Source organism: Massilia aquatica, assembly GCF_011682045.1.
Taxonomy (GTDB): domain Bacteria; phylum Pseudomonadota; class Gammaproteobacteria; order Burkholderiales; family Burkholderiaceae_D; genus Telluria_A; species Telluria_A aquatica.
In genome coordinates this window covers 15,251-37,521 of the sequence record NZ_VVIW01000010.1, presented here as the reverse complement: position 1 = coordinate 37,521, position 22,271 = coordinate 15,251, and the positions used below count along the sequence as shown (strand labels likewise).

Genomic DNA, 22,271 nt, shown 5'->3' with positions numbered 1-22,271 from the left:
ATATGCGGCGCGGTCGATAAGCGACCGGACGCGCGGAGCATACTTTTACCAGATTGCGGCCGATTGATCAAAGCTTCCCTCATCGACTATCCGCGAACAAGCTGGAAATCAACCGCTATTGCTCGCCTTTTGGATCGGGCTGCCGAATACCTCATCGAATGCGGCGAAGGTCCCGCGGTTGTTTCGGTCGAGTACCGCAAACGTCACGTGGCCGAAGGCATTCTTGTAGCGCGGGTTATGCAGCAGGTGCGCCGCAAACCAGCCGGCCATTTCTTCGGGCAGGTTGCCGAACACGCCGCAGCCCCAGGCGCCGAGAATCAGGTCGCTATGGCCATGGTGCAGGGCCAGCGCCAGCAGCTTGTCGATCCGCTGCAGCATGCATGATTCCACATCGCGCATCCGTTCCGGTTCATTGCGGGCCAGCGCGCCACGGTTGACGGCGGGCGCGGTGACGAAGCTGGCCAGATACGGCGCGTCGAGAAACCCGTAGGCATCGTCGCGAAACACCGGCACCTTGGGCGAATAAATCATGTCGTCGTTATAGATGCACGAGCGCAGTGCGCGGTTGGCGTTGTACATGTCCGTCATCTGCACAATGCACGCATACAGGCCGGACGACTTGGCCAGGTTTTCTTCCTGCGCTTCGGCGCCGCCCAGAAAACCGCCGCCGGGGTTTTTCGCGGAGGCGAAATTGAGGCACAGCGGATCCGGACGTCCCCCGCCGGCAATGCGGCGCGCGGCGGCCAGGCTCGATTCGTTGCGCACCTCGAACTGCGTGACCTTCGCCTGGCCGGGAACCAGGTCCTGGCTCAATTGCGACAGGCGGTCGGACGTATAGTGGCGCGACTGCGCCACGGCCAGCGCCAGCGCATCGGCGATCGACACGTCCTCCCCGCGCGCATTCTGGTAACTTCCCCGTTCCATGACCGCCAGGGTCTCTTGCGCAATTGATGCGCGACGATCTCGATTGATACTCATGATTGTTCCTTTTTTTTATGGTTGCCATCGGCTGACGCAGCATAAATCACTTAGTATAAAATTACAACTAACTTAGTTGTAATTTTCTACTAACGCAGCAACAGTGATAGAATCCGCGTTTGCGACAATGGGGACAACAATGGGTAACGCCGATCTCACCGAACAGGAATATCTCGCCAGCTACAACATCCACGCATTCGATGTGCCATTGACCAGCGTCGACCTGGTGATTTTCACGGTCCGCGAGCAGGCCTTGCACGTGCTGCTGGTGCGCCGTGGCGCGCACCCGGCCAAAGGGCAATGGGCGCTGCCCGGCGGGTTTATCGATATCCGCAACGACCCCGACCTGGATGGAACCGCCTTGCGCAAGCTGCGTGAAAAGACCGGCGTGACGGCGCCTTATCTGGAGCAATTGCAGGGCTTCGGCAGCAGCACGCGCGATCCGCGCGGCTGGTCGGCCACGTTTGCCTATTTCGCGCTGATCGGTTCGGACCATATCGAACTGCAGCACGGCTCGGGAGCCGATGCCGCCTCCTGGCACCCGGTCGGCGCGGCCGGGGTGGACATGGAACTGGCGTTCGATCACGGCGCGATCCTGGCCACGGCAATCCAGCGGCTGCGCAACAAGGTCGAATACACCTCGCTGCCGGCGCACCTGCTGGCGCCTGAATTCACCCTGTCCGATTTGCAGCGCGTGTATGAAATCGTGCTGGGGCGGGCCATCGATAAAAGCGCTTTTCGCAAACGCGTGAAAGAAGGCGACTTTCTGGAAGAAATCACCGGCAAGCAGCGCCATGGCAGCAATCGTCCGGCCCAGCTGTACCGCATTCGCAGCGGCCAGCCGACCGTGTTTTTCAGCAGGACAATGGGGGCGTAATGGTCATGCCGGCGGCGATTCGGTAAAAATCCTGCGCCAGTTACTGTTGCGCTCAGCGCACGCCGTGCTCCGTCCCGGTTGGCAGATGCCAGTGTGGCAGTGGCTCGCGCCGGCTTGTCCACTCCTGCGGAATGGCTGCCGCCCCGGCGCTACAGGCCACGATCCCGCCCACGATGGCGCAGATGGTGTCGCGGTCGCCGCCGGCGCTGACGGCCAGCCACAGCGCCTCTTCATAATTCCCAAGATGGTGGCTGCAACACCACAGCGCAAACGGCACGGTATCCTGCGCCGACATGCCGATGCCGTTGCCGAGAATCGACACCGCAAACTGCAGCGAGTTCACGCTGCCGATCGACTGCGCCCGCACGATGCGCGAACGCACTTCGCTTGGGGGCAGCAGCGCCACCACGCTCTCGAGAAAATCGCATGAGGCCGGCAACGTGGCGCATCCGCGCAGACGGCTCGCCTGCGCGGCGGCCAGCGCCACAGCCACGGCGCCGGCCACCCCTTCGGCGTGCGCATGCGTGACTTCGGCCGACAGCGCCGCCTGCGCAGCCGCCAGCGCCAGGTCATCGGCAAAAAACGCGCCTAGTGGCGCGGCGCGCATGGCCGCCCCATTGCCCCAGGAACCCTGCCCCTCGAAAGTGCTGGCGGCGACCTCGCGCCAATCCTCGCCCTTGCCGATGCGGGCCATTACCCGGTGCATCGACGGACCGTAGGCGCGGTCGTAATCGTAGCGTGCGGCCATGCTGCCGGCCAGCAGGTCCTGGTCGATCCGGCCGCGCCGCGCGAGCACGGCCAGGATCGACAGCGACATTTCGGTGTCGTCGGTGTAATGCCACGGCGCCGGCGGCAAGCGGCGTTCGGCCACATTGGCTTCCGGATCGACCAGCTGGAAAAAGCACTGGCCGAATGCGTCGCCGGTAGCGAGGCCGTCAAGCGATTCAAGTGCGCGGGAAAATGGACTCATCAGAGACGACCAATAACTAAACAAGGAACACGCGTACCGCCAACTGTGCGACAGGAATCCAAGTGGCGATGACAAACACCGCCACAGTAGCGGCAAACTTGCGCGTGCAGTTCGCTGCCAGGATGGCAAAAATGACTAGTTGAGGAAGACATCCATACAGAAGAACGAAGCGCAGCAGCTGACGGTAATCGAGCGCAGTGGCTTGGGCGAAAATGCCCGTCAAAATACAAAGCAACACAACTGAGCCCGTCAATATCATCGAGGCAGCGAGCGGAAATCCAGCTCGGAATGGCATTTCCATCTATTTTTATCCTGTCGCTGCGGCTAATGTAATAGTTCCATATTTTACAGTACATATTCTTCGATTAAATCCCGCAGATGCCGTCAGCCGCCACATGAAATATGCACAAACTTCCCGCTGAGCCGACCAGTTCATTGCCGCATGGCTGAGATGTTATTATCAGTAAAACGACGACAATCACCAGCGAGCCCAATGACCGAGTTCACGCACTACGAGCGAAACGCCAAGGAACTGGTCACGCAATACGAATCGCTGTCGTTCGAGGAAGTTCATGCCGGGTTGATCGACTTGCTGCCGGAACCCGGAGCGACGATTCTCGACGTCGGCGCGGGCTCCGGGCGCGATGCCGCCTGGCTGGCCAGGCGCGGATACGACGTCGTCGCCGTCGAGCCATCGGACGCCATGCGCACCCAGGCGCGCGCGCTGCACCGGGCACAAAACATTCACTGGCTGGCCGACTCGCTGCCCGACCTGCCCCAGGTCAGGCGGCTGGGACTGACGTTCGACCTGATCCTGCTGTCGGCCGTGTGGATGCATGTGCCGCCCGCAGCACGCGCGCGGGCCCTGCGCAAACTTGCCACCATGCTTGCGCCGAGCGGGCGCATTGCGATCAGCCTGCGCCTGGGCGAACCGGATAGCGAGCGCGCCATGTACCCCGTCTCGCTGCACGAATTATCTGGCCACGCCCAGCAATTCGGACTACGCCTGCTGCGCGCGACCGACAGCGCCGACCGGCTTGGACGGCCCGGCATCGCATGGACCAGCGCCGTCTTCGGCCTGCCGGACGATGGCCTCGGCGCCCTGCCCCTGCTGCGCCATCTGGTGCTGGTCGACGAAAAGTCGTCGACCTACAAAATCGCGCTGCTGCGCATTGTGGCGCGCATGGCCGATACGGCCGGCGGCTGCGCGCGCCATGAAGCCGATTATGTGGCGGTGCCGATGGGACTGGCCGCGCTGTTCTGGATGCGCATGTACAAGCCGCTGATCGAAAACGGCCTGCCGCAAATGCCGGCCTCGCGCGCCGGCACCAAACCCGGTTTTGTGACGGACAGTTTCAACGCCCTGCGCCTGATCCAGCCTGCCGAACTGCGCGTGGGCGCCCTGTTCGGTGGCGACTCGGCCAAACACCTGCACCGCAGCCTGTGGGAGATTGCCGGCACCATTCGCCGCATGCCGGCAAAGTATTTGTGCTGGCCAGCCGGCAGCGAACCGATCTTCGCTATTCATGCGCTGCGCCAGACGGCAGCGCCATCGACGCTGCTGATTGACGAACCATTCCTGTGGAGCTTCGGCGAGTTGCGCGTGCCGCTCCAGATCTGGCAAGCGCTCACCCGCTACAACGTCTGGGTCGAGCCGGTGCTGGTAGCGGAATGGGTACGGCTGATCGAGTCGTATGCGGGCAAGCGCCTGCCCGATATTCCACAACGCGCGCACGCCTTGCTGGCCTGGGCCGATCCGGAACGCGACACGCGCATTGCACGCGCCGCCGTCGCGCGTATGCGGGAAGCGGGAAAAGCCGTGTATTGCGTCTGGTCCGGCCAGCGCCTGCGCGACGATTACGATGTCGACCACTGCTTCCCGTTCGCCGCCTGGCCTTGCGGCGACGCCTGGAACCTGATGCCCGCCTCCAAAAAGATCAATAACGAGAAATCCAACCGTTTGGTAACGCAGGCCGCTCTGGAACGCGCCGGCGACTGCATCACGGCCTGGTGGCGCGATGCGTTTCTGTCCGGCGAGAGCGAGGCCAGCAAGCGTTTTTTTCTCGAAGCGGGGCAAACCCTGCCCATGCTGAGCGATAGCGCGCAAACCTCGGATATTCTCGACGCGATGAAAGTGCATCGGATTCGCCTGGCAAAAGACCAGGGCTTGCGGCCATGGGAACCGAGGCGCGTAGAATCGGCGGCACCCATTGGAATTGCGGACCCGGCATATGCGAATTGAATGACAGGGCGGCGATGGCGGCGGTAAAAACATGACAGGTTTCTGCGTATTCTACTCACGGTGATCGTCGCCTTGACGGCGCTCCTGGCGCTCTTCCTGTATATCATGCCCGGCAGTGAAGTGGGAATTCGCTATCCAACGCTGCTGGCGGCGCGTGCTGATAAACCGCTCGACCGGGGATGGTTACCCGCTATCCTGCCGCCCTCCACCACCGGTATCCGGATCATCAATAACCCTGACCTCAACACTTCAAGCGGCGACGTCGACGTTCATCCCGCCGAATACCGCCTGATCATGGCGCGCTCCGGACCATATCGGCCCATCGCCGCACCTTACGACAGCGCGGCAAAGACAGTGGAGAACATGCGCGAAGACGATGATGAGGTGCGCATACTGGAAGACGAGGAATCGCTCTGGGTCTTTTTTTGCAAGGGAGCCGCCGGACACTGCAACTACATGATGTGGTCGCGCGGGATCTGAGCAGCACGTCTTCTGCTACCGTTTGATCATATGGCGCTGCGCTTTGAAAAAAGCAGCCTGACAAGCCTGTGCAGATAGCCCGGCTTGCGGTAATCGCAGCTCGCCGCGGGCAGCTTTGCCAGGATGCGCGGGTCGCGTCCGCCGTAGCGAAGCGCCCCGACGCAGCAAGCGTCGATGGCCTCACACGCCTGCTCGATTTCTTCGGCGGTGGCTGGTTGACGCACAAAGTAGGTATTGGCGTCCTCGCCGGTCACGGGCGAGAGCAAGGTCGGCGCCGCCATTTCAGGCGTGCCGCAGAACATGCAGTCGCCGTACCATGTGCCGTCGTCGAGCTGATAGCCGGTCGTATAGAAAGGCCCGTCTGCATTACCGGGGAAGCGCTCGGGGTGACGGTAAAAGTCGCGTTCCATGACGGCTGTCAGTGCTCGGCCAGACGGGCGCGCGGCACCCAGCCCTGGACTTTGCGTCCGCTCCTGGGGTTGGTGTAATTGGCATACACGAAGGCGCCGGAAGCCAGGCTGGTGCTGACGCTGTCGCCCGGTACCACGAACACGCCGGGCATGGCGCAGACGGGGTCGGGCGCGCTCAGGAACTGCAAGCGTCCGGTGCCGGCAACATGGCTGGACAGCGGCGCGCTCAATGGCTGCGCATTTTTCTGGGCCAGGAAGCCGTTCGCGCTGCACAGGCTGGGCGACTCGAACGCCATGATCACCTCCCCCTCCTTCCACTGATAACTTTCCACGCCGGCTTGCGGGTCCGCCCGGTTGTTCAGATGAACCACCGGCGCGGCTCCGGCATTGCCAACGCCGGCAAGGTCGCGGCAGCTTCCAAATTCCTTTGACAGCATCGGCGCGGCGTCGGACAGTTCCAGCAGCAGATAGGCATTCTTGCAGCTCGTCCCGGCGCGCTGCGCCTGCACCACGACATAGTCGCGCTCGCCCACGGAGGCGATGGGAAACAGGGAGGCGCCGGCAGCGCCGAGGCTGGCGATTTTCTTGCCGGCGACGAGCAGATCGGCGCCCTGCGCGCCCGCCACCACATCCACCCTGCCATGGCGCGCGTCGATACCGGTGGCGGGCGCCGCCGCAAACGCCAGCAGCGGGGCGAACAGGAACGCGGCGGTGAGTTTTCTGATGTGTTTGTTGGTCATGTGTGGGCCCGAAAGTTGGCTATATTCTATCAGTGATGCCAACGCCGGCCCGCCGCGGGTGCGCTTGCGTATCCCAACGCACGCACCCCGGCGCCGGGATAGATTATGATGGGCCTACAATAATTATCGAATTCATATCACCAACTATGCAACAGTTCACGCTTCAGCAAAAATCGTTTCTGCTTCTTCTCGCCATGGTCACCATCGGCTTCGGCTGGATCCTGGCGCCCTATGCCGGCGCCGTGTTCTGGGGCGTGGTGCTGGCGATCCTGTTCGCGCCCCTGAACCGCTGGCTGCTCAAGAAAACCAACAACAAACCCAATCTATCCGCCTTGCTGACCTTGCTGTCGATCGTGGTGATGGTGATATTGCCGCTGGCGCTGATCACGGTGTCGCTGGTCGACCAGGCCGCCACCGTGTACGAGATGGTACGCTCCGGCGACATCAGCGTGGGCACCTATTTCAAGAAGATCATGAGCGCGCTGCCCCAGTGGGCCGTCAACCTGCTGGAACGCTTCGACCTGAGCACGCTGTCGAAGTTGCAGCAGAAAATGACCGAAGGCGCCTCGCAGGTCAGCCAGACCGTCGCGCGCCAGGCCATCCATGTGGGCAGCTATACCTTCGACCTGATGGTCAGCATGTGCATCATGCTGTACCTGCTGTATTTCCTGCTGCGTGACGGCCAGTCGCTGGCGGCGCGCATCCGCGGCGCCGTGCCGCTGAGCCGCAAATACAAGCAGCGCCTGTTCAGCAATTTCACCGCCGTCACGCGCGCTACCGTCAAGGGCAATATCCTGGTGGCGATTGCGCAAGGTGCGCTGGGCGGGCTGATTTTCTGGTTCCTCGACGTGCAGGCGCCGGTGCTGTGGGGCGTGGTGATGGCCTTCCTGTCGCTGCTGCCGGCCATCGGCGCGGCGCTGGTGTGGGCGCCGGTGGCGGTGTATTTCCTGGTCACCGGGTCGGTGTGGGAAGGCATTACCCTGATCGCCTTCGGCGTGATCGTGATCGGCCTGGTCGATAACATCCTGCGCCCGATCCTGGTGGGCAAGGACACCAAGATGCCCGATTATGTGGTGCTGCTCTCCACGGTTGGCGGCATGGCGCTGTTCGGCCTGAATGGTTTCGTGATCGGGCCTGTGGTGGCGGCGCTGTTCATCGCATCGTGGGATTTGTTTGCCTCGGCCAGCGAGTTTCATACCGATTGATCCCGGCCCTGCGAATACAAGGGGATGCACGGACGCGCAGTCGCTTGCATGCCCCTTGCTCGGCGATTGCGCCGCGACTTGACTTACCTTCCTACTAGAAGGTAATATTGGGTCATGAAAAAAATGTCCACGACTGCCGACGATATCCTGGCCTGCGCACGCGTCCTGATCGTTGCAGGCGGCTACAACGGCTTCAGCTATGCGGACATCGCCGGCGTGGTCGGCATTCGCAAACCCAGCATCCACCACCATTTTCCGAACAAGGTCGACCTGGTGCAGGCGGTGGTGTTGCAACATCGCGCCGCGACGGAAGACGGACTGCGCAATCTGGCGCAGGCGATATCGGACCCGCTGGAACAGCTGCGCGCCTACCTCAACTATTGGGAACAATGCATCGAGGACTTGAGCGCGCCGTTCTGTGTGTGCGCCTTGCTGGCCGGAGAGCTTCCCATGTTGCCGGAAGAAGTGGCGCTTGAAGTGCGCTCTTATTTCCGTTTTCTCTCCACCTGGATGGCGTCGGTGCTTGAGCGGGGCGTCGAACAAGGAACCATCGGCTTGACGAACACGCCCCGGATCGAAGCGGACATGTTGATGGCTGTCGTACACGGGGCAATGCTGTCGGCGCGGGCATACGGCGATACCAGCGTATTCGGCACGATCACCAGGGCGCACTTGGAACGGATCTCCAAGCACCGCTAGTGCCATCAGTCACGGTCCTGGTATTCACTTCACCCTGAGCATGATCTAAACAATCCCACGCCCGATCCGGACAACGCATGGCGCACTGCTGGAGAGGGTTTTTTGCTGCACCATCAACCTACCAACCAGTAGGTTGATGAAAGATTTGATCGTTCCATGCCGGTAGCTGAGGGTATGCCCCCCGCGATGCAATCGCTTATTCAATAGATGGAGAACTACATGACTGACCAAACGCCCGTTTCCGCTCGCCCCGCCCAGGAAGACTGGCTCAAAGGCTATTACTTTACCCGGGCCGGTTTTTCTTTTCTATGGCTGATTGCCGTGCTCACCGTGGCGCCGCGTTCACCCGGCGCCGCCGCCTTCCTGCTGGTTTGCTATCCGGCCTGGGATGCGTTGGCCAATGGCATCGACGGTTGGCGGCACGGGGGCCTGACGAACAATCCCACCCAATTATTCAATGCTGTTGCCAGCGGGCTGGTTGCTGTCGCGCTCGCCATAGCCCTGCCTGACATGCACCGGGTGCTTGGTGTTTTTGGTGCCTGGGCCATCGTCTCCGGGCTGCTCCAGCTGGGTAGCGCCGTGCGCCGCTGGAAGCTGTACGGTGCGCAATGGGCGATGATCCTGAGCGGCGCGCAGTCGGCGCTTGCCGGCGGATTTTTCATCTTCCAGGCACAGTTGCCAGCGGTACCGACAGTGGCCAGCCTGGCTGGCTATGCCGGCTTCGGCGGTTTCTACTTCCTTGTGTCGGGCCTGTTGCTCAGTGCCGGCGCATACCGTCGCCGCCGCGCTTAGTGCCGGGATCGATTGGTTTTGCGCGGGATGCAGGCGGCGCTCGCGCATCTCAGTCGTCGGCCCCTGGAATGCCAGCGCTGCAAGGGCGGCTCGGACGGTTGAACTTGACCGCATGCGACAGCAGATGGAGCATCACCTGCGACAAGCGCTTGCGGTCGGCCAGCACAGGCACGCCGGACGATGGCGGCGTGCGCAGCTCATGGCTGGTGCGCGAGAGGAATTCGGGTCGGCATTGACCTCATACCGGTAGTCGCACTGAACTAACGTTTCATTTCCGTGCACTCAGGACATTTTACAAGCCCTGTATGGCCGATAGTCCAGCCGCAGTCTTCCGCCAGGACCACAGCCCGTGCCGACCATTCTTCCAGCGGTTCAGTAGCCACTTCATCGCACTCGAAAAATTTACGGCAATTGCTGGTCTCACATTTGAGTAAAAATTCACAGTACAACATTTCTTGCAACAGATTTTTCATGATGGGGTCCACGTGTTAATTTCCAGCTGGTAAGGGCGCGGCTGCGCGAGGGTCGGATGTGACCAAGAAGATGAACCCAGCGGTTCTGTGCCAGTTCGGTTTCAAGCTCATCACGCGTCCATATGAAAATCAAGGACCATGATTTCTGGCGCGATGCCGCCCTGATCGTCGCAGTGTAGGCCAAGCGGGCTGGACGTTAAGAAGATCAGTCAATTCTACGAGCGGTGGAAATAGAAAAAGCCCCGTCAGGGGCTTTCAGAATACGGTGGCGGAAGCGGTGAGATTCGAACTCACGAACGGCTCACACCGTCGCCAGTTTTCAAGACTGGTGCCTTCAACCGCTCGGCCACGCTTCCTGCAAACCGCGATTATACAGAAAACCCCCGGGCTTGGGCAATTTGCCCTCAGCCCAGCGCCCATTCCACGGCCGCAACGCCAACCACCGACGGTTCCACCACCATGATCAGGTTTTCCGGCGTCAAGGTGGTCGCCACTAGGCCCTGCAACTTCATCATCGTCACAAAACCCGCCTGCGGTCCCGCCGCCCCATCGGCATCGAACTGCACCAGCGTATCGCTCCCGCTCTGCAGGTAACGCAGCACGCCGCTGGCGAACGGGTCGCCCGGCGGCACCGGCCCGTTCAAGAGCGCCGACACATCGATCCGGTCGCCGCCCGCCCCCACCGCAAAATCGCGCACGCTGAACATGCTCGTCCCCACGCTGCCCACCACGCCAAAGCGGTCGCTGCCGCCTCCGCCGATGGCTGTTATCTGGTTCGAATTCTGCGTCTCGCGCGTCAGGATGATGGTATCGTCGCCCTCGCCGCCATTGGCGAGCACCCGCCCTTGCGCCAGGTAATCGCTGGCGGTGATCTCGATCCGGTCGCGGCCGGCGCCGCCGAACGCGCCGACATCGGCATCGGTCTGTACCTTGATGATGTCGTTGCCGCTGCCGCCATTGAGCAGGCCCCCGGTGCCTTCGATGACGATCGTGTCGTCCCCCGCCCCGCCGTCGGCCACGACCTGTCCACCGAAGGCGCCGATCCGGTCGTTGCCGTTGCCGCCGTTGAACACGTCGTTGCCGCCACCGCTGCCGTACAGCTGGTCATTACCGTCGCCACCGTTGACTACGTCGTCACCAATGTGGCCATCGAGCATATCGTCGCCGCCTCCGCCGTTGAGCGTATCATTGCCGTCCTGGCCGTGCAGGTAGTCGTTGCCCGCGCCGCCGTCGAGCAAATCGTTGCCACCAGACCCGCTCAGGTCGTCGTTGCCATCGCCGCCGTACACGCTATCGTTGCCGTCGCCGGCCCACACCTGGTCGTTGCCGCCACCGCCGTCGACGGTGTCGTCAAGCACGCCGCCGTAGAGGTTGTCGTTGCCGCTGCCCGCCTGGATGGTCTTGCCGTGCTGCGAGCCATCCTGGTTGTAGCCCTCCTTGAAATTGTTGGGGATCAGGTCTTGCACCTGCACGCCAGTGAGGATGACCACTGTACGGAAACTGCCGGCAGTGCCCGCCGCGCCATCGACATCGATCTGCACCAGTGTGTCGCCGCCCTGTTGCAGCAGGCGCGCATAGCCGGGCGCGCCGAAGGGATTGAGATGGGGCAATGGCAGCATGCCCCCGAAGGCGAGCTCGTCGCCGCTGGCACCGGCGCTGAAGTCGTCGATGAAAATGGCTTCGTCGTGCGTGCCGTAGGCGAAAATAAACAGGTCGCTGCCCGCGCCGCCGCTGGCATGCACCGTTGTGGCCGTGGTACCGGGAAAGATGGCGATGCGGTCGTCGCCATCGCCGCCGGACACCAGCACATTGCTGGGAATCATGCTGCCGGCTGCCGCACCGATGTTGAAAGCATCCATGCCCGCGCCGCCGTACAGGCTGTCATGGCCGGTGCCGCCTTCCAGCATGTCGTTATCCAGGCCACCTTCGAGGCGGTCGGCACCAGGGCCCATGGCGAGCAGGTGGTCGTTGCCCGCACCGCCGGCCATGATGTTGCTGCCGATGTCATCGCTCAGATAGTCGGCGCCGTCGCCGCCGCGCAGCACGTCGTCGCCGGCGCCGCCGTCAATCTGGTCCATCCCGCCCTGGCCGTCGAGCAGGTCGTTGCCGGCGTCGCCGAACAGATAATCGTCGCCGCCACCGCCGAACACGCTGTCGGCGCCGTCGCCGCCGTACAGGCGGTCGCCCGGACCGTCTTCGTCGCCGCCGTCGATGGTGTCGTTGCCGCCGCTGCCCAAGATCAGGTCGGCGCCGCCCAGGCCGAAGATCCGGTCGTCCAGCGCACCGCCGCGCAGGACGTCATTGTTGGCGGTGCCGGTCAGGTTCAGGCCGGTCACCAAAAAATTTGCCGGCCGTAACGCGTCCTCGTCGGCGTCGGACAGCAAGAAAAATGTGGACATGGCAATTCCTTAGGAGAGGTTGAAGGGCGACAAAAGGTGCGGTGCGCAAGGCGCGGCCGGCAGCAACTCAGGCCATCGCCCAGTCGGCCGCCGCAGTCCCGACCAGCGCCGGTTGCACGGAGGTAATCAGGTTTTCCGGCGTCAAGGTCGTCGCCAGCACCCCCAGCAATTTCATCATCGTCACAAAATCCGCCTGCGCACCCGCCGCGCCATCGGCGTCAAATTGCACCAGCGTGTCGTTCGCGCTTTGCAGGTAACGCAGCACGCCAGTGGCGAACGGGTCGCCCGGCGGCACCGCGCCGTTCAAGAGGCTTGACAAGTCGATGCGGTCGCCGCCGGCGCCCACCGCAAAATCGCGCACGCTGAAGATGCTCGTACCCACGCTCCCCACCACGCCGAAACGGTCGCTGCCGCCACCGCCGATGGCCGTCACCTGGTTCGAATTCTGCGTCTGGCGCGTCAGGATGATGGTGTCGTCGCCCTCGCCGCCGTTAGCCACGACCCGCCCTTGCCCCAGGTAATCGTTGGCGTTGATCTCGATCCGGTCGTTGCCGGCGCCGCCGAAGGCACCCACGTCGGCGTCGGTCTGCACACGGATGATGTCGTTGCCGCCACCGCCGTTGAGCAGGCCATCGATGCCGCCGGTGTTGATCCGGTCGTCGCCCGCGCCGCCATCGATCACGTAGCTGCCGTAGTAGGCGGAGACGCTGTCGTTGCCGTTGCCGCCGTTGAGCGTGTCAATGCCCTCGCCGAACAGCTGGTCGTCGCCATCGCCGCCATACAGCAAGTCCTTGCCCTCCTTGCCCGACAGCAGGTCGTCGCCGGCGCCGCCATACAGGGTGTCGTTTCCTTGCGCGCCAGTCAGGTAGTCGCCGCCGGCGCCGCCGTCGAGCAGGTCGTTCCCGTAAGAGCCGTCGAGGTCGTCGACGCCGTCTTCGCCGCGCAGCACGTCATCGCCAAAATAGCCGAGCAGGCGATCGTCGCCGGCCCCGCCATAGATGGTGTCGTTGAGCACGCCGCCGAGGATAAAGTCGTTGCCGCTGCCAGCCTGCACCTGCATGCCGTTGATCGAGCCATCCTGGTTATAACCTTCGACAAAATTGTTCGGCAAGACATCCTGCGCGCGCACGCCAAGCAAGGTGGCCACCGTGCGAAATGTGGCGGCGCTGCCGGCGGCGCCGTCGGCGTCGCTCTGCAACAGGGTATCGTTGCCTTGCTGCAGCAGGCGCAAGTAGCCCGGCGCGCCGAAGGGATTGTTGTTGTAGAAGGAGTGCAGGGAGCCGAGGGCAAGCTTGTCGCCATCCGGACCCACCACGAAATCGTCGATGATGATGGTTTCGCCGTGCACGCCCCCGGAAAACGCAAACGCGTCGCTGCCGGCGCCGCCGCTGGCGTGCACCACGATCGGCGCCGCCGTTGCATGAAAGCCAAGCGTGTCGTTGCCGTCGCCCCCAAGCAGCAGCCACTCGCCGGGCGCCGTGCTGCCCGCCGCCGCCCTGACCGTCAGCGCGTCGTGGCCGGCGCCGCCATACAGGCTGTCGTTGCCGTTGCCGCCTTCGAGCGCGTCGTTGCCGCTGCCGCCGTCGAGGCGGTCGGCGCCGGCGCCGGTGGCGCTCAGGCTGTCGTCGCCGCCGTCCCCGAGGAGAATGTTGCTGCCGAGATTGTCGCTCAGGAAGTCGCGACCATCGCCGCCGCGCACGAGGTCGTCCCCGGCCCCGCCGTCGATCTGGTCGGTGCCGCCTTCGCCGTCGAGGGCGTCGTTGCCGGCGTCGCCGAACATGACGTCGTCCCCGGCGCCGCCGAACACGCTGTCGGCGCCGTCGCCGCCGTACAGGCGGTCGCCCGAGCCGTCCTCGTCGCCACCTTCGATGTAGTCGTTGCCCTCCGCGCCGCGAATCAGGTCGGCCCCACCCAGCCCGAAAATGCGGTCGTCAAACGCGCCGCCGCGCAGGATGTCATTGCTGGCGGTGCCGGTCAGGGTCAGGCCGGTCACCAGGAAATTCGCCGGACGTAACAGCTCGTCGTCAGCCGCGGACAGCATGAAAAATGTGGACATGGCAATTCCTAACAGAAGGTTGAGTCGAGGCAAGAAAGGCGTTCCGTCATGCGCGGATAGCTATGATGCGCCGTTCCCTCGCCAGTGTCGAGACGCGCGCCGCCACGTCCTTGCGCGGGGCAAGGTGCATGGCGGCGCGCTGCCGGCTTGCGCCGGTCAGCCTATGAGGAAGGCGGCGGCGGGGGCATCGGCCACGCCCACCAGTTGCACCGGTGCGGCGGCGGCCCCGATCACGTTGTCGCTGGAGATGCTGCTGGCGAGCACGTTTTGCAAGCTCATCAAGGTGGCCGCCAGTTGCGGGCCGGCGGCGCCGTCGGCGTCGAAGCGCACCAGCGTGGCGCTGCCGTTCTGCACGAATTCCAGCACGCCGGCAGGCGCTGCCAGGCCAGTCAGGTCGATGCGGTCGCCGCCGGTGCCGGCCGCAAAGTCCTTCACGCTCAGGCTGCCAAGGCGCCCTTCGCCGCGCAGCACGTAGGTGTCGATGCCGGCGCCGCCGCTGGCGTTGACGGCGGTGTTATCAAACGCGCCGCGCGTGACGACGATGGTGTCGGCGTCGTCGCCGCCGGAGGCCACCACCCTGCCGGCCACGGCCTGCTGCGTTGCGACGATCTCGATGACGTCGGCGCCGCGCCCGCCCAACAAGCCGCTGTTGCCGCTGCCGGTCAGCTTGAGCACATCGTTGCCGTTGCCACCATTCAGTTGCACGCTGCCGCTGCCGCCGTCCAGGGTGTCGTTGCCGGCGCCGCCATCGAGCACGTCATCGCCCTGGTCGGCGAACAGCGCATCGTCGCCGTTGCCGCCGTTGATGGTGTCGGTCCCGGCGCCGCCGTGCAGCACGTCGTTGCCTTCGAAGCCGCCCAGCTCGTCGTTGCCGGCGCCACCGTCGAGACTGTCGTCGCCATCGCCCGCGCGCAGGATGTCGGCATCGGCACCACCGCCCAGCGTGTCGTGGCCGTCGCCGCCGTCGAGCAGGTCGGCGCCGTCCCCGCCTTGCAGCAGGTCGGTGCCCTGCCCGCCTTCGAGCACATCGGCGCCGGCGCCGCCGTCGAGATTGTCGTTGCCGTCGCCACCTTGCAGGCTGTCGGTGCCGGCATCCCCCAGCAGCGTGTCGTTGTCGTTGCCGCCTTGCAGCAGGTCATCGCCTTCGCCACCGTGCAGGGTGTCGTTGTGGCTGCCGCCGAGCAGGGTGTCGTTGCCCTGGTAACCGACCAGCACGTCAATGCCATCCGCGCCATCGAGCACATCGTTGCTGCGCCCGCCCTTGAAAACATCCTGCTCCTGGCGCGAGCCGGTCAGGTGGATGCCGTCCTCGGAGCCGTTCGGATTCATGCCGCCGACAATGTAGTTGGCGGTCAGCTGGGCGGGCGTGATGGCGTTGATGGTCAGAATGGTGCGAAAGAGCGCCGCGCTGCCGGCCGCGCCGTCTTCGTCGAACTGAATCTGTGTGCCGCTGCCGCTGGCTTGCACGCGCAGGTAGCCGAGCGCGCCGAAGGGATTGCTGACGTAGTTGGAGGCAACCTGCGGAATCAGCGCATCCAGGTCGAGCACGTCGTTGAGGTAGTCGAGGTTGAAGTCGGTAATGGTGACCTGCCCGGCGTGGGCGCCGGATGCGAACCGAAAGGTATCGTTGCTGGAGCCGCCGCTCGCCACCACATCCTGGAACGCGAGCGACGGGCCGAAGGTGAGCAGGTCGCTGCCGCTGTCGCCGGCCATGTGCAGCGAGCCTTTGGCGCCGCCCGTAAAATCGGCGGACAGGTGGTCTTCATCCCAGCCGCCGGTGAGCGTATCGCCGGCGCCGCCGATGAGGGTATCGTCGTCGTCGCCGCCGTCGACCTTGTCGCTGCCGGCGCCGGTGGTGACGATCACGTCGTTGCCGTAGCCACCCGTGAGCACGTTGTTGCCTTCGACATCGGTGAGCATGTCGTCGTTGTCGTCGCCGGCGAGGACGTCGTCGCCCGCGCCGCCGCTCAGGACATCCTTGCCCAACCCGCCCACCAGGCTGTCGTTGCCCTGTTCGCCGGCCAGGCTGTCGTCGCTCGCGCCGCCATACAGGCTGTCGTTACCGCTGCCGCCTTGCAGCAGATCGGCGTCCTCGCCGCCCTCAAGCAGGTCGTCTCCGCCGCCGCCGAGCAGGGTGTCGCTGCCGCCCAGGCCGATGAAATGCTCGGCGCGTTCGTCGCCGTTCAGGCTGTCCGCGCCGGCCGTGCCGGTCAGCACCCGGCCAAAGAAGCCGGCCGCGGGATCGTAGCCCTGCTTGAAGTTGGCGCTGGTCATGCTGGTCGCGGTGACGTTACGCAAGGTCAGCACATCGGCCATGGCGTAGTTAGCCCCGGCCGCCCCGTCCCGGTCGTAGCGCATGACCGTGTCGGCGCCGCGCTGCTCCAGGCGCAGGTAGCCGTCGGCGCCGAAGGGATTACCGGTGTAATTCGACGAGAGGCCACGCAGGGCCAGGCTGAGCTGGTCGCTCTCGGCGCCTGTCGAAAAATCGGTCAGGGTCGCGTTCGGGGTCTTCTCCGGCCTCCCATCCACCCACAGCTGGTACAGGTCTTGCCCACTGCCGCCGCTCGCGGTCACGCTCACCGTCGACGGCGCCTCGGAGATCTCGAAGTAGTCGTTGCCATCGCCGCCGGACAGTTGCACAGAGCCGAACATGACAGTGTCGTAATTGCCCGCCCTTAAGGTGTCGTTGCCTTCGCCGCCGGTGAGCAGGCTGTCGCCGCCGTAGCCAACCGTCAGCCGGTCGTTGCCCGCGCCGCCGGACAAGGTATCCGAGCCGGCGTCGCCATACACCGTATCGTCGCCCGCGCCAGCGTCGACGATGTCGTCGCCGTTTCCGGCAAACAGCAGATCGGCGCCGTCGCCGCCGAGCAGGGTGTCGCGGCCTTCATCCCCATGGATGGTGTCGTTGCCGCCGTTACCTTCGTAGCGGTCGTTCAGGTGGGTGCCGAAAATTTCGTCGTTGCGGCTGCCGGTGATGAGGGTCTCGCCGTTCTCGATGCCGGCCGGGGTGAGCACGCTGGTCGAGATGTTCGCCGCGACCGACTCGGCGGCCACGCCTTCGAGCCGCAGCACCGTCTTGAAGGCGGACGCCGTTCCCTTGGCGCCGTCGGCGTCGAATTGCAGCAGCGTGTCGGCCCCGTCCTGCACCAGTTTCAGGTAGCCGCGCGCGCTGGAAAACGGGTCGCCCAGGGACAGGTCGATTCCGGCCAGCAACTTGCTGAGGTCGATCCGGTCGCCTTCGGGGCCGGTGGTGAAATCGGTGACCACGTAGCCGGCCGGGCCGCTCTCGCGTTCCAGCAGGTACACGTCGCTGCCGGCGCCGCCGGTCACGCGCGCGGTGCCCTTGTTCAGGAACGATACGCTGAACAGGTCGTTGCCGGCGCCGCCGTCGGCCAAGGTGGTGGCGACCGCTTCGGCGGCGCGGCTGCGGAGCGTGATGCGGTCGGCGCCGCCGCCGCCGATGAAGGTGTCTTGGCCGTCGCCCAGCAACACGTCGTTGTCGTCACCGCCGTCGAGCACGGCGCTGCCACCCCGCTCGGAATACAGGAAATCGACTCCGGCGCCGCCCAGTAGCAAGTCGCGCCCTTCGTAATCGTTGAGCGTGTCGTGGCCGGCGCCACCCTGCAGGGTGTCGTTGCCCAGTTCACCCCTGAGCCGGTCGCTGCCGCCACCGCCATCGACGAAGTCATTGCCCCCATTGCCGTTCAGGTCGTCGTTGCCGCGCGCGCCGAGGAGGGTGTCGTTGCCGTCGAAGCCGAAAATCTCGTCGTAGCCGGCGGGCGTGTCGTCGTCCGGGTCGTTGCTGGTAATGTAGTCGTCGCCGCCATAGCCCCACAGCTTGTCCCCGCCGCCATTGCCCGAAATAGTGTCGTTGAGCTCCGAACCATACAGAAAATCGGCGCCGCCACCGCCCTGCATATTGCGGCCGGGGGCGGCGCTGGTGACGCGGCTGGCCTGGAGAGGCGTGCTGCTGGCCGGCTCGGCATGGTGCTCGGTGATGGCGTTGGAAATGGTCATGGGGGTCCCGTGAATGGTAAACATGTACAGAAGTTAAAATGAAAGAATATGGCGTCGTTTGCGGCAAGGTCAGCAAGGCGCCTTGCGCTTTGCCGCCCCCTTGCGCGGGTTCCCGAGCACCGCTTTAGCCGATGAGCTGCGCGGCGACAGGCAAGCCGACCAGTTCCACCGGCGCGGCGCCGGCATCAAGGGCGACCACGTTGTCGCTCGTCATGCTGGTGGCCAGCACGTTTTGCAAGGTCATCAGGGTGGCCGCCAGTTGCGGGCCGGCGGCGCCGTCGGCGTCGAAGCGCACCAGGGTGGCGCTGCCGCTCTGCACGAATTCGAGCAAGCCGGCGGGCGCTGCCAGGCCAGTCAGGTCGATGCGGTCGCCCCCGGCGCCGGCCGCAAAGTCCTTCACGCTCAGGCTGCCAAGGCGCCCTTCGCCGCGCAGCACGTAGGTGTCGATGCCGGCGCCGCCACTGGCGTTGACGGCGGTGTTATCAAACGCGCCGCGCGTGACGACGATGGTGTCGGCGTCGTCGCCGCCGGAGGCCACCAACCTGCCGGCCACGGCCTGCTGCGTTGCGACGATCTCGATGACGTCGGCGCCGCGCCCGCCGAACAGGCCGCTGTTGCCGCTGCCGGCAAGCTTGAGCACATCGTTGCCGTTGCCGCCGTTGAGCTGCACGCTGCCGCTGCCGCCGTCCAGCGTGTCGTTGCCGGCGCCGCCCTCGAGCACGTCGTCGCCCTGGTCGGCGAACAGCGCGTCGTCGCCGTTGCCGCCGTTGACGGTGTCGCTCCCGGCGCCGCCGTGCAGCACGTCGTTGCCCTCGCCACCATTCAGTTCATCGTTGCCGGCGCCGCCGTCGAAGCTGTCGTCGCCTTCGCCAGCCTTGAGGAGGTCGGCGCCATCGCCGCCGGCCAGCGTGTCGTGGCCGGCGCCGCCGTCGAGCACGTCGTTGCCGGCGCCGCCGTCGAGCACGTCGTCGCCGTCGCCGCCGAGCAGGCTGTCGGCGCCGTCTTCGCCGAACAAGGTGTCGTTATCTTCCTCGCCGTCGAGCAGGTCGTTGCCCACGCCACCGTACAAGGTGTCGTTCTCGGTGTCGCCCTTGAGCACATCGTTACCCTGGAAACCGTACACCTTGTCATCGCCCTGGGCGCCGTCGAGCGTGTCGTTGCTGCGCCCGCCGTTGATGGTCTCGCTGTAGTGCGTACCCCACATGTGGATGCCGTTTTCCGACCCGTTCGGATTCATGCCGCCGGCGATGTGGCTGGCATTGAGCTGCGCGGGCAGCACGGCGTTGATGGTGAGAATGGTGCGGAAGGTCGCCGCGCTGCCGGCGGCGCCGTCTTCGTCGAGCTGGACCAGGGTGCTGTTGCCGTTGGCTAGCAGGCGCAGGTAGCCGAGCGCGCCGAACGGGTTGCCGGTGTAATTGGCCACGACCTGCGGCACCAGGGCGTCCAGGTCGATCACCTCGCTGGTGTTGTCCAGGTCGAAATCGTTGATGGTGACCTGTCCGCGGTGGCTGCCGGGCGCGAATACGTAGGTGTTGCCGCCGTAACCGTCGTCGTTGGTGATCACGTCCTGGAATGGCAGCGAGGGGCCGAAGGTGAACACGTCGTCGCCCGAGCTGGCCAGCATGTGCACGGTCCCCGTGGCGCCGCCCGTGAAATCGGCGAACAGGCGGTTCCAGCCCGAGCCGCCGTCGAGCGTGTCGCCGGCGCCGCCGGTGAGGGTGTCGTCGCCGTGGCCGCCGTCGACCTTGTCGCTGCCGCTACCGGTCGTGACGATTGCGTCGTTGCCGTCGCCACCCGCCAGCACGTTGTTGCCTTCGACATCGGTGAGGATGTCGTCGTCGAAGTCGCCGCTGAGGATGTCGTCGCCGGCGCCGCCGGTCAGCACATCCTTGCCGGCCCCGCCCACCACGCTGTCGTTGCCCGCTTCGCCGGCCAGCGTGTCGTCGCCCGTGGCGCCGAACAGGCTGTCGTTGCCGCTGCCGCCTTGCAGCAGGTCGGCGCCATCGCCGCCTTCGCCCAGGTCGTCGCCGCCGCCGCCGGCAAGGGTGTCGCTGCCGCCCAGGCCGATGAGGTGTTCGGCGCGCGCGTCGCCCTGGATGTTGTCTGCGCCGGCCGTGCCGGTCAGCACCCGGCTGAAGAAGGAGGCCGCGGGATCGTAGCCCTGCTTGAAGTTGGCGCTGGTCAGGCTGGTTGCCGTGACGTTGCGCAGGGTCAGCATGTCGATCAGTGTGTGGGCGCTGCCGGTAGCGCCGTCGTTGTCGTAGCGCAGTACCGTGTCGGCGCCGCGCTGTTCCAGGCGCAGATAGCCATCGGCGCCGAACGGGTTGCCGGTGTAATTCCAGCTCGGGCCCGCCAGGGACAGGTCAAGCAGGTCGCCGCCGGCGCCCGCCGAAAAATCGGTCAGGGTCACGTTGGCGATGTTGTCAGGCCGGCCGTACAGCGACAGGCGGAAGCTGTCCTGTCCGCTGCCGCCGGCCGCGCTCACCGTCACCTCCGGTGGCGCCTGGGCGATGTCGATCTTGTCGTCGCCGGCGCCGCCGGACAGCTGCACCGTGCCGAACTTGACGCTCGCCCAACCGCCCGCCTCCAGGGTGTCGTTGCCGTCACCGGCGTCGAGCACGCTGTCGCCGTCGTAGTCGGTCGACAGCATGTCGTTGCCTGCGCCGCCGAGCAGGATGTTCGAGCCTGCGCCGCCGCCCAGGTGGTCGTCGCCCTCGCCACCCTCCATGCGGTCGTCGCCGCTCTCTCCGAACAGCCGGTCGGCGCCGTCGCCGCCGAGCACGGTATCGTTGCCCGCGCCGGATTGCACGGTGTCGGCGCCGCCGTTGCCTTCGTAGCGGTCGTTCAGGTGGGAGCCGAAGATGTTGTCGTTGCGCCCGTCGGCGCTGAAGGTCTCGCCATCGTTGATGCCGTCCGGCGTGAGCGCGCTGGCCGAGATGTTCGGGGCCACCGATGGCGCCGCCACGCCTTCCAGGCGCAGCACGGTCTTGAAGGCCGACGCCGTGCCCTGCGCGCCGTCGGCGTCGAATTGCAGCAGCGTGTCGGCGCCGTCCTGCACCAGTTTCAGGTAGCCAGGCGCGAACGGGTCGCCCAGCGACAGGTCGACGCCGGCCAGCAACTTGCTGACGTCGATCCGGTCGCCCTCGGGGCCGCTGGCGAAATCGGTCACCACGTAGCCATTGGCGCCGCTCTCGCGTTCCAGCAGGTACACGTCGCGCCCGCCGCCGCCGGTCACGCGCGCCGTGCCCTGGTTGAGAAAGCCCACGCTGAACAGGTCGTTGCCATCGCCGCCGTCGGCCAGCGTGGTGGCGGCCGCTTCATTGGCGCGGGTGCGGATCGTGATGCGGTCGTTGCCGCCGCCGCCGATGAAGGTGTCCTGGCCGTCGCCCAGCAACACGTCGTTATCGAGACCGCCGTCGAGCAGGGCGCTGCCGCCGCGCTCGGAGTACAGCAGGTCAACCCCGGCGCCGCCCGCCAGCGAATCGCGTCCTTCGTAATCGTTGAGCGTGTCGTGGCCGGCGCCGCCGCGCAGGGTGTCGTTGCCCAGTTCGCCCTTGAGCTGGTCGTTGCCGGCCCCGCCATCGGCAAAGTCGTTGCCCAATTGGCCATTCAGGTTGTCGCTGCCGCGCCCGCCGAGGAGCGTGTCGTTACCGTCGAAGCCGAACAGGTCGTCATAGCCGGCGTCCGAGTCGTCGTCGGGGTCGTTGCTGGTAATGTAATCGTCGCCGCCATAGCCCCACATCCGGTCCGAGCCGCCATTGCCCGAAATAGTATCGTTGAGCTCCGAGGCATATAGCGAGTCGCCGCCGCGCCCGCCCTGCAGATTCTGGCCGGGTGCGGCCAGGAGGCTGACAGGACTGGCCTGGAGGTTAGCGTTGCTGGCGAGGTCGGCGTGCTGCTCAGTGACGGCGCTGGAAGTGCTCATGAGGGTCC

16 protein-coding genes and 1 tRNA gene are annotated in these 22,271 nt (G+C 65.1%); 6 read left to right on the top strand and 11 right to left on the bottom strand.

The features are described from left to right. Positions 1-108 precede the first annotated feature (108 nt). The gene (locus tag F1609_RS17675) at positions 109-978 is read right to left on the bottom strand and encodes a TIGR02452 family protein (protein WP_167077730.1); all 870 of its coding nucleotides are present in this window, start codon (positions 976-978) and stop codon (positions 109-111) included. Positions 979-1,117: 139 nt separating this feature from the next. Here F1609_RS17675 and F1609_RS17670 point away from each other — a divergent pair, with 139 nt between their 5' ends. After that, a complete protein-coding gene (locus F1609_RS17670; protein WP_187363051.1) occupies positions 1,118-1,855 on the top strand; it encodes an NUDIX hydrolase in 738 nt (245 codons plus the stop codon). Positions 1,856-1,907: 52 nt separating this feature from the next. On the opposite strand, the gene F1609_RS17665 is transcribed toward F1609_RS17670, so the two are convergent. After that, positions 1,908-2,825 (bottom strand): ADP-ribosylglycohydrolase family protein, encoded by a 918-nt coding sequence (locus F1609_RS17665; protein ID WP_167077728.1) that lies wholly within the window; start codon positions 2,823-2,825, stop codon positions 1,908-1,910. A 16-nt stretch (positions 2,826-2,841) separates the two neighbouring features. Further along, positions 2,842-3,126, bottom strand: a complete 285-nt coding sequence (locus tag F1609_RS17660; protein WP_167077727.1) for a hypothetical protein — start codon at positions 3,124-3,126, stop codon at positions 2,842-2,844. Between the two features lie 141 nt (positions 3,127-3,267). On the opposite strand from F1609_RS17660, the gene F1609_RS17655 reads away from it, so the two are divergent. Together F1609_RS17655 and F1609_RS17650 are read left to right on the top strand one after the other, a co-directional pair. After that, positions 3,268-5,067 carry a class I SAM-dependent methyltransferase gene (locus F1609_RS17655; protein WP_308609427.1) on the top strand — a complete coding sequence of 600 codons (1,800 nt, stop codon included), beginning with the start codon at positions 3,268-3,270 and terminating at the stop codon, positions 5,065-5,067. Positions 5,068-5,139: 72 nt separating this feature from the next. Beyond that, the gene (locus F1609_RS17650) at positions 5,140-5,547 is read left to right on the top strand and encodes a YbbD-related protein (RefSeq protein ID WP_167077725.1); all 408 of its coding nucleotides are present in this window, start codon (positions 5,140-5,142) and stop codon (positions 5,545-5,547) included. Between the two features lie 26 nt (positions 5,548-5,573). Here the strand turns inward: F1609_RS17650 and F1609_RS17645 are convergent, their stop codons facing one another. Both F1609_RS17645 and F1609_RS17640 read right to left on the bottom strand, forming a co-directional pair. Continuing rightward, on the bottom strand, positions 5,574-5,957 hold the full coding sequence (locus F1609_RS17645; RefSeq protein WP_167077724.1) for a ferredoxin: 384 nt from the start codon (positions 5,955-5,957) through the stop codon (positions 5,574-5,576). A gap of 8 nt (positions 5,958-5,965) precedes the next feature. Next, positions 5,966-6,697, bottom strand: coding sequence for a hypothetical protein (locus F1609_RS17640; protein WP_167077723.1), 732 nt, complete (start codon positions 6,695-6,697; stop codon positions 5,966-5,968). A 146-nt stretch (positions 6,698-6,843) separates the two neighbouring features. Between F1609_RS17640 and F1609_RS17635 the strand changes: the two genes are divergently transcribed. The 3 genes from F1609_RS17635 to F1609_RS17625 all read left to right on the top strand — a co-directional run bounded on the left by F1609_RS17635 (position 6,844) and on the right by F1609_RS17625 (position 9,393). Continuing rightward, positions 6,844-7,902, top strand: coding sequence for an AI-2E family transporter (locus tag F1609_RS17635; RefSeq protein ID WP_167077722.1), 1,059 nt, complete (start codon positions 6,844-6,846; stop codon positions 7,900-7,902). A gap of 114 nt (positions 7,903-8,016) precedes the next feature. Next, positions 8,017-8,601 (top strand): TetR/AcrR family transcriptional regulator, encoded by a 585-nt coding sequence (locus F1609_RS17630; RefSeq protein WP_167077721.1) that lies wholly within the window; start codon positions 8,017-8,019, stop codon positions 8,599-8,601. 219 nt (positions 8,602-8,820) lie between these two features. Further along, positions 8,821-9,393, top strand: coding sequence for a DUF308 domain-containing protein (locus F1609_RS17625; RefSeq protein ID WP_167077720.1), 573 nt, complete (start codon positions 8,821-8,823; stop codon positions 9,391-9,393). A 260-nt stretch (positions 9,394-9,653) separates the two neighbouring features. Here the strand turns inward: F1609_RS17625 and F1609_RS17620 are convergent, their stop codons facing one another. The 6 genes from F1609_RS17620 to F1609_RS17595 form a co-directional block, all read right to left on the bottom strand. After that, a complete protein-coding gene (locus tag F1609_RS17620) occupies positions 9,654-9,866 on the bottom strand; it encodes a hypothetical protein (protein ID WP_167077719.1) in 213 nt (70 codons plus the stop codon). A gap of 266 nt (positions 9,867-10,132) precedes the next feature. Then, a tRNA-Ser gene (locus F1609_RS17615) sits at positions 10,133-10,222 on the bottom strand. A 48-nt stretch (positions 10,223-10,270) separates the two neighbouring features. Then, positions 10,271-12,265, bottom strand: coding sequence for a calcium-binding protein (locus F1609_RS17610; protein ID WP_167077718.1), 1,995 nt, complete (start codon positions 12,263-12,265; stop codon positions 10,271-10,273). A 67-nt stretch (positions 12,266-12,332) separates the two neighbouring features. After that, a complete protein-coding gene (locus F1609_RS35070) occupies positions 12,333-14,321 on the bottom strand; it encodes a calcium-binding protein (RefSeq protein WP_167077717.1) in 1,989 nt (662 codons plus the stop codon). A 156-nt stretch (positions 14,322-14,477) separates the two neighbouring features. After that, entirely contained in the window at positions 14,478-18,338 is a 3,861-nt protein-coding gene (locus F1609_RS17600) for a calcium-binding protein (RefSeq protein ID WP_167077716.1), read from the bottom strand. A gap of 124 nt (positions 18,339-18,462) precedes the next feature. Further along, positions 18,463-22,263: a calcium-binding protein gene (locus tag F1609_RS17595; RefSeq protein ID WP_167077715.1), complete on the bottom strand. Its 3,801-nt coding sequence runs from the start codon at positions 22,261-22,263 to the stop codon at positions 18,463-18,465. Positions 22,264-22,271 lie beyond the last annotated feature (8 nt).

What these genes read in the sequence shown, in the direction of transcription:
- F1609_RS17675 (WP_167077730.1), bottom strand. Translation starts at nt 978, where the DNA reads ATGAGTATCAATCGAGATCGTCGCGCATCAATTGCGCAAGAGACCCTG.
- F1609_RS17670 (WP_187363051.1), top strand. Translation starts at nt 1,118, where the DNA reads ATGGGTAACGCCGATCTCACCGAACAGGAATATCTCGCCAGCTACAAC.
- F1609_RS17665 (WP_167077728.1), bottom strand. Translation starts at nt 2,825, where the DNA reads ATGAGTCCATTTTCCCGCGCACTTGAATCGCTTGACGGCCTCGCTACC.
- F1609_RS17660 (WP_167077727.1), bottom strand. Translation starts at nt 3,126, where the DNA reads ATGGAAATGCCATTCCGAGCTGGATTTCCGCTCGCTGCCTCGATGATA.
- F1609_RS17655 (WP_308609427.1), top strand. Translation starts at nt 3,268, where the DNA reads ATGGCTGAGATGTTATTATCAGTAAAACGACGACAATCACCAGCGAGC.
- F1609_RS17645 (WP_167077724.1), bottom strand. Translation starts at nt 5,957, where the DNA reads ATGGAACGCGACTTTTACCGTCACCCCGAGCGCTTCCCCGGTAATGCA.
- F1609_RS17640 (WP_167077723.1), bottom strand. Translation starts at nt 6,697, where the DNA reads ATGACCAACAAACACATCAGAAAACTCACCGCCGCGTTCCTGTTCGCC.
- F1609_RS17635 (WP_167077722.1), top strand. Translation starts at nt 6,844, where the DNA reads ATGCAACAGTTCACGCTTCAGCAAAAATCGTTTCTGCTTCTTCTCGCC.
- F1609_RS17630 (WP_167077721.1), top strand. Translation starts at nt 8,017, where the DNA reads ATGAAAAAAATGTCCACGACTGCCGACGATATCCTGGCCTGCGCACGC.
- F1609_RS17625 (WP_167077720.1), top strand. Translation starts at nt 8,821, where the DNA reads ATGACTGACCAAACGCCCGTTTCCGCTCGCCCCGCCCAGGAAGACTGG.
- F1609_RS17620 (WP_167077719.1), bottom strand. Translation starts at nt 9,866, where the DNA reads ATGAAAAATCTGTTGCAAGAAATGTTGTACTGTGAATTTTTACTCAAA.
- F1609_RS17610 (WP_167077718.1), bottom strand. Translation starts at nt 12,265, where the DNA reads ATGTCCACATTTTTCTTGCTGTCCGACGCCGACGAGGACGCGTTACGG.
- F1609_RS35070 (WP_167077717.1), bottom strand. Translation starts at nt 14,321, where the DNA reads ATGTCCACATTTTTCATGCTGTCCGCGGCTGACGACGAGCTGTTACGT.
- F1609_RS17600 (WP_167077716.1), bottom strand. Translation starts at nt 18,338, where the DNA reads ATGACCATTTCCAACGCCATCACCGAGCACCATGCCGAGCCGGCCAGC.
- F1609_RS17595 (WP_167077715.1), bottom strand. Translation starts at nt 22,263, where the DNA reads ATGAGCACTTCCAGCGCCGTCACTGAGCAGCACGCCGACCTCGCCAGC.